The sequence below is a fragment of the Sphingorhabdus sp. EL138 genome (assembly GCF_945882965.1).
GTDB lineage: Bacteria > Pseudomonadota > Alphaproteobacteria > Sphingomonadales > Sphingomonadaceae > Sphingorhabdus_B.
The window spans coordinates 18,436-32,491 of sequence record NZ_CAMCWY010000027.1 but is presented as its reverse complement, the minus strand read 5'-3'; the positions used below and the strand labels follow the sequence as shown (position 1 = coordinate 32,491).

The following is a 14,056-nucleotide window of genomic DNA, read 5'->3' as shown; positions in this document are numbered from 1 at the left end:
GCGCTCTGACCAAGATCGACGACGGCACGCTGTCGCTGACCGGCGCCAACACCTACACCGGCGGCACCACGCTTAGTGGCGGCACGATCCAGGTCGGCACCAACACGGCGCTGGGCACAGGCGCGCTGGCGATGGCGACGGGCACGACATTGCAGGCAGGTGCCAATGGTCTTACTGCCGCCAATGCGGTCGCCATAACCGGCGCGGGCACGGTCGACACTCAGGCCAACACGCTGACCCTTAGCGGCGAGGTGAGCGGTGCCGGCACCCTGACCAAAACCGGCGCTGGCACGCTCGTTCTGAGCGGTACCAGCAGCCTTACTGGCGCAACAACGGTTTCGGGCGGCAGTCTCAAAGTTACAGGCAATATCGCGAGCTCGGCGGTGACGGTCGAGAGCGGGGCGTCACTGGGCGGCACCGGCACGGTTGGGGCATTGACGGTCAATTCTGGTGCCACACTGACCCCGGGCATGTCGCCCGGAACACTGACGGTGGACGGCAATCTGGTGCTGCAAACAGGTTCGACAACTGAGATCGACGTCTCTCCGGCAATGGCGGATAAAATTGTCGTGACCGGCACCGCCACGCTCGCTGGCACGCTGGCCCTTATCAACACGGGCGGCTCCTATCTGCCACACACGAGTAGTTATACGCTGCTTGATGCCGGCAGTCCGCTGTTAGGCAGTTTTACCAACATCACCGGCGTTAGCGCGTTCGGCGTCTTGGTGGACCCGGTTGTCGTCTACAACGACACGGCCGCCAGCCTGGACGGCAAGAACGTCAACTTGCTGCTTAATGTGAGAGAGCCGTTGCCGCTCGGTGCGAGCGTCCTGACTACCCGTTACCTGGGTTCGTACGTGGCTGGATATGTGGTCGGCGGTAGCGGCGAGGCGCAGTTCAACAGTGCGCCCGTGACCGCCCTCGTTAACACCTCGACCATCACGACCGTCGTTGACGGTGCCAGCAACGGCAGCTTCATCAACTCCAGCAACACGGCAGATGCAGTCGCCTCCGGCAACCGTTTTGGCATGGATGTTGATCTGGCGCTGCTCCGCAGCGCTGGCGTCCTTGACGGCATTGCCATCGGCACTGTCAGCAGCAACACCGGCGCCATCACGGCCACGGCATCGAACCAGGCGGCGGGTGTTGACTTGAGTGGCTTCACCAGCGGCAGCGTCCAGTTGTCCTCCAACAGCATAGATGCGGCCACCACCATCAACAATGGCTCCGGCGCCTTCTCGGTCACGCTGAACAATGCGATCCCGGTCGGCTACACCAACACCGCCGCCGGTCCGGCGACGGCCACATTCGGCAGCACGACCGCCACTACCCTTGCCGGAGGCACGTTGGTTGCCGCCAACACCCAAGTTAGCGCGGGCGCTGACTCTTTCGCCAAGGCAGAGAATAACAACGTCACGTTGCTCCTCACTGACGATGTGGCTGCAGCCACTTCTGTCAATGGCAGCGCAGTGGTGAACAGCAACAATGTTGGCGCCGCGTTCACGGCCAACACCCGGACCACCAGCATCGCCATTGCTTCCGACAATGCCAGCTTTGGCGGCACTGCCGTTATCGCCAACAACCAATCCTTCGATGGCAATGCCGTGAGCGTCGTTGGCAATGCGCTTAACACCAACAGCAATGTGACGGCTACGGTCGCCAACGGCACTGGAGCCGCAGCGTTCAGCAGTTCCAGCTTGTCGGTGAACAGCAACCTGATCACCTCTGCAGCCAGCGGCAACGTCTTGGGCGGCACCATTACCCTGGCCGACGGTTTGTCGTATAATTTGACCGCCGGAACCAACACATCTTCGGCGAGATTGGATGGGATAGATGCGGATGGCTTGGATTTTGGCACTGGCGATGACCCGTTCGATCTCAGCGCTACCGGTGCGCTCACCATCGCGAGCACGCAGGTCAATGATGATGCAACCGCGGCCAAACTCAGTGGGTCCACCACGGTCGGTGGCTTGACCCCCAGTTTTCGGACGAGCACTGTTGGCGGTGATGCGGCTCTTGCAGCGAGCACCGTTGGTGCTGACATTACCGCCACTGTTAAGGAGCCGGTCAACAGCGCCATCACCCTGTCGGCCAACCAAGTTACGGCGGCCGCCACCGGCAACAGCTTGACCACGGGGATCGCCAGCGGCACCGGATCGGCCCTGTTCGATGGATCGGCCACGCTGGCCAATCGTCAGATAAATGGTGACGACTTCTATGCCTTCTCCGTCACCGCTAATACCACCACCACAACAATCGCTGCGACGGTCGGTGACGCTAGCAACGGCACCGTATCAGGTAGCAGCGTTGGCATGACCGCCAACATTGTGGCATCAAGTGCGGCGGGTAGCCGGGCTGTCCAGACGATCGACCTCTCGGCAGCAACGGTTACCACATCTGCGGGCAATGCGACCTTGGCCTTCGACAGGACTCCAGCCGCAGCGACCGAAGAGATCATTTCGACTGATGGCGCTGTAACCATCGCCAACCGCCAGCTGAACCAACTGGCACCGGTGACGGCCAACACGACAGGCACCAGAATCACGCTGACTTCGAACGATTTTGCCGGCGTGACCGCCAACTCGCAGTTGTCAGTCACCAACAACACCCAGCAGGCTTATGCGGTGGGCAGCGATTCAGCGAACGCCGTATCGCTTGCCGGCACCACCGTCGGTTCGGGCGTCGGCGTGGCCAACAGCCAGCTCAACGGCGACAGTTCCTCGACAGTGTCGGCCACAACCACGGGGAGCGCCTATCTCGTAATCACCGATTCGTTGGGGAATGGCGCCGCCGGCGCTTCGGCAGCGCTAACCGGCAACCGCACCGATGCGCTGGCCACCGGTGTAACCACCGCCAACACGCTCAATGTCGATGCCCAGACGGTCGCCTATAACGGCGCAGCCACAGGCGGCCAGACGTTGGATTTGACCGGCAACGGCTCTGTCACGGCGGCTTACGCGCTGCTCAACGACCAGTCCGTGCTTGGTGCAGTGACCGCGACTTCGACCCCGGCAACCACCGGAACATCTGCTTTCCTTTTGTCAATCGGCAACGCCGTCAATGCCGGGAGCACTGTCAATAACAACAGCAACACGCTCACCGCTAAGGCGAAGGGTGCTGTGTCCTCCAACAGCAACAATTTGAACATTGGCGGCACGTTAAGTAACGGTACAGTGGCAGCAGGTGACATCGGCAAAGTTGCAGTTATTGCAAACGTTCAGTCAATCGCCGCTGGCGCAAATGTACTTGCAGACGTAGATAGCGCTGCAATTGAAATGGTTAAAACAACCGTTGGTGGGGCATTGACGGCATCCTCACTCTTAACTTCGGCAAACCGTATTCAGGCGTTTGCCGATGGTGCAAATGTCACCAACAATCTGGCCGTTTCTGCCACGACGATTTCAGCAGCTGCCGGAGCTACGGCAGCGCCTAACGTAGGAACAACCGCCGCCGGTGCCGTTTCAACCGCCAATACAGCGTTTGCCGTTGCCAATGCTCAAATTTCGGGCACTGGAACAGTCATAGCCAAGGTTGATGAGCCAGCGACGATCTCTTCATTGGTAACTGGTGCAACGTCCGATTCCAACGTATCTTTGAACGGCAACGTCATCGATGCATTTGGTGTTTCGAACAAGGCAACTAATGGCCTGTCATTGACCGGAACAACCATTGCCACGGACGCAGGTGTCCTCAACGTTCAAAGTTCGAACGCGCCGGTCACATCGACGGTCGGCTTAGGTGCTGATACTACTACCGCAGCAAGCCGAGCCGATGGAGGCGTCATTGCGGAATTCGATGCCAATGTCTCGGGAAGCGCAATTGCCGTGAATTCGAACGTAACGCGCGGTTCGGCAATCGGCAATGTTGGCAACAACTCGCTTGCGGTGAGCGCCACAACGCTCTCGGGTGGCGGAACGGGCAATAAGGCAGCGGCTGTCGGGAGCGTTGATGGCGCTGCTACGGCAACTGGTGATTACAGCCTTGCCAATTCGCAATCACTGGGTAACACCAGCGCGTCCACGACCAATGTTGCTGCCGCTTATGGTATCGACGTTGGCCTGATAGCAGATGCCGCCACAACGAACTCGCGTTTGAGTGTTTCTTCAAATGACCAGTTTGCAGAAGCACTGGGCAACAGCGGTACCAATCGGATTGCGCTCACTGCAACCGGAGCAGGCGCTGCTGCTGGTGTTGATCCAACGGCTGCATTGAGCAATGTTCAGGATGGCAACGAGGCGGAAATCGTTTCGGTATCCAAAATGACAGTGTTTGCAAACGCAGAGTCAAGCGCTTCGTCTGTCGCCCTCAACGGTAACAGCAACACTGCACTCGGCGTCATCAACAATGCCTCTAACAGCATTGGCGTCTCCGCGGTTACGCTTGATGGCTCTGATACCGTTGGCGGTATCGTCGCCTCCAGCAACACTACGACGGCTGATTACGCTTTGAACTCCGTTCAGGGCGCATCGGGCCCAGTAGCCAGCACCGCACGGTCGGACATTTACAACCTTGATAAGGACGCAGCGAGCACGACCGGTGCGGCTGGCAGCGTTGTTACTCTGACGGGCAATGCGACAACGGCCGAAGGTACGGCTAACCGTATATCGAACCTGCTGTCGGCATTGGCGACCGATAACGGAGCAACAGCTGGGCTAAACAACAGCCAGGCAAGTGCTGCCGGGGTTACAGTGAACGCAACGTCAAGTGTTGGTTATCGGTTAGCGAGCTTGTTGGACGTTGTTCCTGCGACAGACAGCTCGATTTCTGTTGACGGCAACAGCACAACGGCCTTGGCTCGTGGTAACTCAGCCAGCAATGCGTTGAATTACAATGCGACTTCGTATTCTGGACCAACGACCCTTGCAGCCATTGGCACAACAGCGACGCTGGACGCTGCTGTAGCGATGCGGAATGGTCAGACTAATAGCGGCACAGTTGGCGCAACAAGTACGGGCGCAGCATATACGTTGGCGTTAAATTCCGGCACGGTCGCAGGAGCACTAAGCTCCTCTACCAAGCTGGCGAATAACTCGGTTGCGGCTAATGGCTTCGGCAACGTTGTTTCGAACGTTCTCGATGCGACTACTGCTGGTGCGACTGCGCCATCCGTTGGATTGTTGAATGACCAAGCGAACAGCGGGGGAGTAACAACGCTTGCAACTGGCACTACATTCACGTTGGCTCTCAATTCCGACGGAATTGGAGCAACCAATTCCAGTGCCATGATAATTAACAATACTGTTAGCTCAAATGCATACGGAAACATGGCTATGAACAGCGTGACCATGGCTGCCTTTGGCGCTGGGGTGCCATCCAGCGCAGTCTCAAGCGTTCAATCCAACTCTGCGGCAATATCGGCAACCGCTACTAACGTCACCTTTGGTATGACCGTTGGTTCGAATAGCGGTTCGGCATTGCGTTCCAATGGCAACAATACGACTGTGCAGGCAGTCGCCAACAGCTCCGTCAACTCCATCAACGGTGGCAACTAACCCCTTGGCCGGGCGGCGATACCGCCCGGCCAAGCCCCGGTTCCTGCTAGAACCCCCAGCATGAACCACAAAAATCGACTTGGGTGGAGGGCTGAGGCCCCCCACCACTTTTCGTAAAAACGACAGATTAAAGGCATTGCTTCGAAGGAGGTTAAAATGTTCGACAAGTCAAAATATCTGCTGACATTAGCAACCTTGGTTTCAGGCGTTCTCACTGCAAGTCCGGCGGCAGCCGACGGTCCAATGACTGGCCATCAAGGCCAGTAGAAGGGCAGTCGCAGCGGATCACGCGACGGCGGCTCATCACGTAGTATTTAGCAGCAACTATCATCACATAGGAGGGGCTGGGGCTTTGGCAAAAATATCAGCAGACCGTGCTCTTTTGGAAGCTAATTCGCACGCAAAGAAAGGTGAGATTGAGGAAGCGAAGATACTATATCAATCTGTGTCGCAGGTTTTTCGAAGCATGTTCGTGCGCGGCAGGGTTTAGTTAGATTGACCAAGCCCAAGCAGAATGATGTGACGCAAACTCCACCTCAGGAAGTCATTGATCACCTTCTTACTCTGTATAATCAGGGGCAATTGGCTGCTGTGGTTGAGCGAGCGCAAACTCTCACAGAGCAATATCCTAGTGCATTTTTTGTTTGGAATATCTTGGGTGCCGCCAACAAGGGCTTGGGTCGAACGGAAGATGCAGCCAGTGCCTTTAAAAGAGTGTCAGAGTTAAACCCAACCTATGCTGGGGGCTTCAACAATCTTGGTGTTACTCTCCAAGAGCAAGGCAAGCTGGGCGAGGCGATAACAGCTTACAACAAAGCGCTGTCATTGAAGCCTGATGATGCCGATACCTATTACAACATGGGCAATGCTCTCCAAGAGCAAGGCAAGCTGGACGAGGCAATAGCCGCTTACAACAAAGCGCTGTCATTAAATCCTGATTATGCTCAAGCCTATAACAACATGGGCAGTGCTCTCCAAGATCAATGCAAGCTGGACGAGGCAATAGCCGCCTACAACAAAGCGCTGTCATTGAAGCCTGATAATGCAGATGCGTATAACAACCTGGGCAATGCTCTCAAAGGTCAAGGAAAGTTGGACGAGGCGCTAGCCGCTTACAACAAAGAGCTCTCGATCAAGCCCGATAATGCTCGAGCCTATAACAACCTGGGCAATGCTCTCCAGGAGCAAGGCAAGCTGGACGAGGCGATAGCCGCTTACAACAAAGCGCTGTCATTGAAGCCTGATTATGCAGATGCGTATAACAACCTGGGCAATGCTCTCCAAGAACAAGGCAAGCTGGGCGAGGCGATAGAAGCCTACAACAAAGCGCTGTCATTGAAGCCTGATAATGCAGAAGCCTATTACAACCTGGGCAATGCTCTCAAAGATCAAGGCAAGCTGGAAGAGGCGATAACAGCTTACAACAAAGCGCTGTCATTGAAGCCTGATAATGCAGAAGCCCATAATAACATGGGCAATGCTCTCAAAGATCTGGACAAGCTGGACGAGGCAATAACAGCTTTCAACAAAGCGCTGTCATTGAAGCCTGATTATGCGGCTGCAAGAGCGCAATATTTGCATGAGCTGGCTCACATCTGTGATTGGTTGTCGATAGAGGCCGACAAGTCATATTTTAAAGAACTGGGGATAATTGGAGAGTGTGTTTCACCGTTTACAGTCCTTCCGCTCGAGGACGTACCCGAACGACATCGATTAAGGTCAGAACTATTTGTACGAGAAAAATTCCTACGAAAGCCTTTGCCAGCATCAGCTAAACCATCTCAGAAACCTAAGCGTTTGCGGATAGCTTATTTTAGTGGAGATTTTCATAATCATGCGACGATGTATTTGATGACCCAGATTTTTGCTTTGCACGATAAATCACGATTTGAGCTCTTTGCGTACTCCTATGGACCTGACAAGCAAGACGAGATGCGTAAAAAATTGGTGCGTGCTGTTGATGTGTTTCACGATGTGCGTGAACTGAACGATATGCAAATTGTTGACCTCGCTAGAGCGGAAAAGCTAGATATTGCGATAGACTTGAAAGGCTTTACGACGAACGCACGCTTGGCTCCCTTCGCCTACGGTTTGGCACCAGTTCAGATCAGCTATCTGGGATATCCAGGAACATTGGGCGCTGATTTTATAGACTACATTGTGGCTGATGCCGTTGTGATACCCAACGATAAACGCCTGCATTACTCAGAGCAGATTATCTATCTGCCAAACACCTATCAGCCGACGGACAATACACGTATCATCTCAGACAAGATCATTACACGGGGAGAAATGGGACTACCGAGTAATGGATTTGTGTTTTGCTGCTTCAATAACAACTTTAAAATATCTCCAAAGGAGTTTGATATTTGGATGCGTTTGCTTGGTAAGGTCAAGAGCAGTGTCCTGTGGTTGCTCAAGTCCAATAAATGGGCAGACCAGAACCTAAAGCGAGAAGCCGAAGCTCGAGGCATCAGCTCAGAACGATTAATCTTTGCTGAGAGAGTGCCGCAGGCTGAGCACCTTGCGAGGCAGAAACTCGCAGACTTGTTTTTGGATACGTTCAACGTCAACGCTCATACCACAACGAGTGATGCCCTTTGGGCGGGATTGCCAGTTGTCACAAAGCTGGGTGAGGGTTTTGCGGCACGTGTGGCTGGCAGTCTTTTGACAGCGATTGGGCTACCAGAACTTATCACGAAGAGCGAAGAGGCATATGAAGCACTGGCATTGACGCTTGCAACAGATCCAAACGAACTCGCTAAGATCAAATCGAAGTTAGAAGCTAATCGCTTAACGCAGCCGCTTTTTGATAGCGAGATGTATACTAGACATCTCGAGACAGGATACCAAATGGCGTATGATCGGTATTTCACTGGGCACTCGCCCGATACAATTATAGTTGCAGCATGAGTTAAAGCGAAGGCATCAGTGCCAAATGTTCTGACGACGGAAACTTTGATCAGATCATTGAATTTTAAATATAATAACCAAATCTATTTGGTTGGGACCACATACAGCCCCACTTTTAAGGGGGCACGTCACAGTGTTTTGATTGCAAAGCCTTTCGCATCGGCTGAGGTCGTCGTTGCGATATCCTCTTTCATAATTGCATTGGATCTGCCGGCATAAACAGCCGTTTGGTTCGTCGTATCTCCAAAAGCAGACTGACCGCAATTGGGTGGGAAGCGGATCGGCGGCTTTCAGTAGATAGAAGCTGATAGCACCCATTCAGCACAGACGCCTTTGGCCGGTTTGGTGATTTGGATACGGAACCATGCTCCGCAAGATACGCGCTGCTATGGGTCTGGTATTGTAAGTTCGAATGCCACCTGATCGCCATTCACCAAATGATAAGAAACATCGCCTTTATGCAATTTAGCTACTTCTCTAACGATATATAAACCTAAGCCAGACCCCTCGTGCCGGCTGTCAACGCCTCGCTTGTTCCGTTCAAATATATCCGCGCTCAGCGTTGATTGATCGATGAGGTTATTTGTCACACGAATGTCCAATACCAACTTTTCCTCGTTAGTCACGATTTCGAACAAGATCGGTTTATCAGAAGGAGAATGATTGAGTGCGTTTTCGAGCAGGTTGCGGATTGCGAGGCGCAAAATAATAGGGTCGACTTTGGCGAAGATTACCGGCTGTTCGAAACTCGTTTGAATACGGCTACGTTGCGACGGGTCTAAGTCGAGTAAAGCGAGTTGAGCCACATCACATAAATCAATCGAGTGAAGTTGTGATGGTCGGCCTTGCGTTATCAACGTTGCGCCTAGAATTGAGTTGGATATAGACAACGCCATTGAATTGATTGTTGACTGGGCCTTTATCAGGGTTTGTTGAATGTAGTCCGGCGTTGTCAGTTCTCGGTGTAATTCCTGACCGATTTTGTCCAAGGCCGCCTGCGCTGTATTTAGTGGCTGGCGCACCTCATGGGTTAGCAATTTTAGGAGATCATAACGCTCTTCTGCAAGCGCAGCGGTGGCTTTCTCCTTGGTCTTAGAATGTTCAACTGCCTGCTGAATTCGAACGGCCTTACGCGATTTGAAATTGTTTTCCCGTGCCTGCCTGCCGATGATGAGCCCAATAAATGCCATGTGAAAGAAAAATGAAAGCAATGCTGTAATGATGATGTGATCAGGGCTAGCGCCGTCTGTTGGTATGAAGCGTGTTTGGCTGCCGATTGGGTAAGAGGTAAAAAACGTAAAGACAAAATTCACTATATAAAAAGCCAATAATGTCACACAGTATTTGACGTTCGGAAGACCAATCCAATGTTTGTTATTTAAGAAGTAAAAAATGGCTGAAAGTGAGAGAAAAATACCGATAGATGAGATCAAAAATAGACGAAAATCTGTTTCTCCTAAAACGGAAACGACTATGATCTGAACAAAGCCGATGATTAGTAAGACACTTGGCAATCGGTTAGATTGTCGGGTGAAGCCTCGGTCTGCAAAACTCAATGATTTGATCGATGAAGATAATAGTAATAACATCTCACCTAATGGGCTGCCAAGGCTGTCACTATCTTTAAAATCCATCAATAAGAATATGTTCGCCAAAATCGCTACAGCATTGGCAACTAAAAAAAGATACACTGAGCGTGTTCTTATTTTAATCATGAGGAGACAGATCGAGAACATCACAAGTTCCCCCATAAGGAGGTAATGAAAAATCGAAGCCGTAGCTACAAAATCAGGAAGAGATGTCATCTTGAGCCTCTAGTTACAAGCATAGCTTCAACCGTCGCGTATATTTTGTAACCGAAGCCAATTTAAAAACAAGCATTCAGGCTATCGCAACAGTTAGGACTGATAGCTGCAATTGGGTCGAGTTCGGAAGGTCCGCTTTTAGGCCAGAATTTTTGCACAATACACAAGAATACAACGATCGAATCAAATTTCGGTCAGCAAAACACATGCGATTTTTGTGCATAACCTGGGGGTTGTCCAGCAAGCTGTATCAACTATCGACGCGCCAGACAGAAAGCAGCGTCAGTTAAGGGAATACAAAAGGTCTGGAGCGTCCCCAACGAAATGATGTCGGTGCACAGCAACGGCAAAAAATACCCCCGACTTGAGTTAACTGCTTCCGCTAGCCGCCGCCTCACGGATTTGCGCATCCGTTGCCCCGTTTGCCGCTAAAAGGTGCAGGCTGCGAGCTTTCTCGTCACTGAACCGGTAAAGATCGCGGTAGTCGACGCCGGCCTCAACCACTTTACGCGCCAACTGTGCTTGCTTTGCTTCGACTGAATGCGCGCCGAACCCTGTTGATGCCCTTTTGCCAAGCTCACTCTTATCGAGCCAGCGTGAGCTATCCTCGACAAACGGCACAATACCAAGTTGACGTCTGACGTCGATCAACGGTTGTGGCAGCAATTCTTCCCATGGTGCGAACACTGCTGGGCAAACATTGTATGCATTTAGTCCACGACTATTTGCATCGCGTAGATACTCTTGCCAACGGGCTTTGCCGCAATCTGGACGAAGAAAGTAACGCGGGCCGATGCCAAACGGTGATCGCGCCAATGCGTTGAAGTTCAAACCATAAAGATAAGCTTGCTGGAAGTAGATAAGCATGCCTTCGCCCGCCAGATCGGTGGCATAGCCACTTACGACATGGAATAAATCATGGAGCCAACGTATTCGTTCTAGATAAAACCGAGCATCATCGCTCATGTCAAATGAGTCGAAAAACCCGTCTTTGTAAATCAGTCCCGCCAGCAAATATCCGGGTACGCCAACAGGATTATCCATTGCATCATAAAACGTCCGACCCAGACTGGCTTCAGGCATCGCTTTAAGGGCAGCGGAATTAGACAAAAAGACACCGAGGTCTGGGCGTTCAGCCAAAAGCTTTTTGCCCGTGGGATGGGCCCGCATACGTTCTACATCCGCGAGTATCTCGGGTCCACGAGCTAACATTTGAATACGCGGAACTTGCTTTGCTCCGCCCTGCGAAACCGGATTTCTAAGCCAACGAAATCCAGCCAGCAAAGCAGCGGGAATGTATCGTTTTTCTAATGTTCTTGTCGTCATGAATGCCTGCAACCTTAACAAACGCGTTTTGACAAAAAGATTCTATGTGGTCGCGACGTTGTGTCAATGAAATTAAAAGGCTGCCAAACGGCAGGGTTGGGGACAAAGATTACGGGGTCATCAAGGTGGAATATGTCCAACACATCAGCCATATCAAACTTGCTGATGTAATGTCAGCTTTTGGGGGAGCCAGCTGGCGCTCAAAATGACGGTGTTTGGACGCAAAGCTGACGTTCGCATTGCCTCATCCTACTGTCGGGGTAGTCGCCGTGCTTCAGCCGCTGTATGAAACTCAAGGAACATTCCTCCAAGTCTGAAACAACATGCGGGTTTAGTCTCGCGTTAAAAAACTCAATAATAATATCAATAATATAAGTGTTATCAGTTACACCCTTAACGCCGCACCAATTACACAGGCATCGCCTATCGGGGGTGCCTTTGTTTTTTCTGGCATATGGACCCAATCGACCCGTCGGCATAGGTGCTTAGAACGCGGCCGCGCGGGAACATTTGCTATCGTTTTCCATTCATCACTTGATGCGACGTGTTCCACTTTTGCTTAAGGGAAATTTCATGAAAATACTTATCATTTTGACGTCGCATGACACGCTTGGCGACACTGGGAAGAAGACTGGCTTCTGGCTCGAAGAGTTCGCTGCGCCTTATTATGTTTTCAAGGATGCAGGCGCTGAAATCACTTTGGCCTCCCCTAAGGGCAGACAGCCGCCGTTGGACCCGAGCAGCGAAGCGCCTGATGCGCTGACGCAAGCCACAAAGCGTTTCAACGATGATCAGGATGCGCAGCGCGCACTGGCAAACACATCGGTTTTGTCGACTGTATCGGCAGATGGCTATGACGCGATCTTTTTTCCCGGCGGTCACGGCCCGCTTTGGGATCTTTCCGAAGATGCCGACAGCATCCGGCTCATTGAGACATTTGCGGCAAGCGACCGGCCCGTCGGCGCGGTGTGCCATGCCTCGGCGGTATTCAAGCATCCCAAAGGCGCAGATGGTAAACCACTGGTTTCGGGCAAGAATGTGACTGGCTTCACCAACACCGAAGAAGATGCGGTCGGCCTTACCGACGTTGTTCCGTTCTTGGTTGAGGACATGCTGAAGGCCAATGGCGGTAACTATCACAAAAGTTTCGACTGGGCATCATTCGTGGTGACCGATGGAAAGCTCGTAACCGGGCAAAACCCGGAATCGTCGGAAGAGGTCGCGCACAAATTACTCGAACTCCTCCAGACGGCAGAATCCAAACCCTAAACCCCACTGGGGTGGCACCTCCCTATTTTGGTTGATGGGACCCACAGTTCCTTCATACATATTATTCTGCACGTCCGGTTAACTGGGTTTCGTTCATGAGCCTTGCCATTCATACGTCGGCTGGCCGGCTCGAACATTAGGAGCGACTGCGGCGATTGTGCTTTGACATTGCAGCGGGCCGTTTTGCTGTAACGGTGCATGGGGTTAAATTCACGAACGGCTTAGCTCTGACTATCAGGCATACCGCCACTCTTTGCCAGACCAGAACACTCCTTAAATCACAACATCAAATCTATGCCATTGGTGCTGACTTGGAACACACAATTCATCATTGACGGGTAATGGTTTACTGCGTAATCTTTATGTATAGTTTGCGAAGAAAGTTCTAATCATGCGCATTTTCAATTCGTTGCGTCGGCGCTCGTTGTTTTTCACCGTTGGCGTTTTAGGCTTGTGTGCTGCTTCCGGCGCACAGCAGTCTGTGATTGATGGCGTGACGGAGGATATTCAGATTGAGGTTCCCCCTGTCGAGGCGGAGGAAGTTTCGGTCGATCAACCCGAATTATCCGCGCCTGATGACATCGTTGAGGCGTTTGACGAAGTGGCGCCGATTGATGTTGTCGACCCCGTCATTGAAGAATCTGAAGTTGGGATCCCAGTCGACCCCACGATTGAAGAACCTCAGATCATAGTCGACCCCGTCATTGAAGAACCTGAAGTTGGGATCCACGTCGACCCCTCGATTGAAGAACCTCAGATCATAGTCGACCCCGTCATTGAAGAATCTGAAGTTGGGATCCCAGTCGACCCCACGATTGAAGAACCTCAGATCATAGTCGACCCCGTCATTGAAGAATCTGAAGTTGGGATCCCAGTCGACCCCACGATTGAAGAACCTCAGATCATAGTCGACCCCGTCATTGAAGAACCTGAAGTTGGGATCCACGTCGACCCCACGATTGAAGAACCTCAGATCATAGTCGACCCCGTCATTGAAGAACCTGAAGTTGAGATCGTAGAGGACCAGCCTAAGGACGCCGTTGACCCTTTTGTCATTCCTACAGCATGGATGTTGCGCGATGCGGACCAAGTCGTGATGTACAATTGGAGGGGAGGCGGGATTGACGACACGGCTGATGACGTGGCGTCCCGCGCGGCAGAGGAGGCAGCCAGTCGCTCGCTGGATCAAATTGATGCCGCGCTCCCCGATAGCGCCAACCTTAAGTAAATTTCTTGGAGGCTGAAGGATTG

Annotated in this window: 6 protein-coding genes; 4 read left to right on the top strand and 2 right to left on the bottom strand. The window is 52.4% G+C overall.

What is annotated here, in order from left to right:
* Positions 1-5,492: autotransporter-associated beta strand repeat-containing protein (locus tag Q0N43_RS10755; RefSeq protein WP_295446208.1), on the top strand; the 5,492-nt coding region annotated here is incomplete at its 5' end.
* Between the two features lie 495 nt (positions 5,493-5,987).
* A complete protein-coding gene (locus tag Q0N43_RS10750; RefSeq protein ID WP_295446206.1) occupies positions 5,988-8,405 on the top strand; it encodes a tetratricopeptide repeat protein in 2,418 nt (805 codons plus the stop codon).
* Between the two features lie 386 nt (positions 8,406-8,791).
* On the opposite strand, the gene Q0N43_RS10745 is transcribed toward Q0N43_RS10750, so the two are convergent.
* Both Q0N43_RS10745 and Q0N43_RS10740 read right to left on the bottom strand, forming a co-directional pair.
* Positions 8,792-10,210: a HAMP domain-containing sensor histidine kinase gene (locus tag Q0N43_RS10745; protein ID WP_295446204.1), complete on the bottom strand. Its 1,419-nt coding sequence runs from the start codon at positions 10,208-10,210 to the stop codon at positions 8,792-8,794.
* A gap of 369 nt (positions 10,211-10,579) precedes the next feature.
* Positions 10,580-11,536, bottom strand: coding sequence for a Coq4 family protein (locus tag Q0N43_RS10740; protein ID WP_295446202.1), 957 nt, complete (start codon positions 11,534-11,536; stop codon positions 10,580-10,582).
* A 573-nt stretch (positions 11,537-12,109) separates the two neighbouring features.
* On the opposite strand from Q0N43_RS10740, the gene Q0N43_RS10735 reads away from it, so the two are divergent.
* Together Q0N43_RS10735 and Q0N43_RS10730 are read left to right on the top strand one after the other, a co-directional pair.
* Positions 12,110-12,805 carry a type 1 glutamine amidotransferase domain-containing protein gene (locus Q0N43_RS10735; RefSeq protein WP_295446200.1) on the top strand — a complete coding sequence of 232 codons (696 nt, stop codon included), beginning with the start codon at positions 12,110-12,112 and terminating at the stop codon, positions 12,803-12,805.
* A 391-nt stretch (positions 12,806-13,196) separates the two neighbouring features.
* Entirely contained in the window at positions 13,197-14,033 is an 837-nt protein-coding gene (locus Q0N43_RS10730; protein WP_295446198.1) for a hypothetical protein, read from the top strand.
* The last annotated feature ends 23 nt before the right edge of the window (positions 14,034-14,056 follow it).

Bases quoted from the DNA above. Each gene is read 5' to 3' on its own strand.
- Q0N43_RS10745 (WP_295446204.1), bottom strand. From the start codon at position 10,210: ATGACATCTCTTCCTGATTTTGTAGCTACGGCTTCGATTTTTCATTAC.
- Q0N43_RS10740 (WP_295446202.1), bottom strand. From the start codon at position 11,536: ATGACGACAAGAACATTAGAAAAACGATACATTCCCGCTGCTTTGCTG.
- Q0N43_RS10735 (WP_295446200.1), top strand. From the start codon at position 12,110: ATGAAAATACTTATCATTTTGACGTCGCATGACACGCTTGGCGACACT.
- Q0N43_RS10730 (WP_295446198.1), top strand. From the start codon at position 13,197: ATGCGCATTTTCAATTCGTTGCGTCGGCGCTCGTTGTTTTTCACCGTT.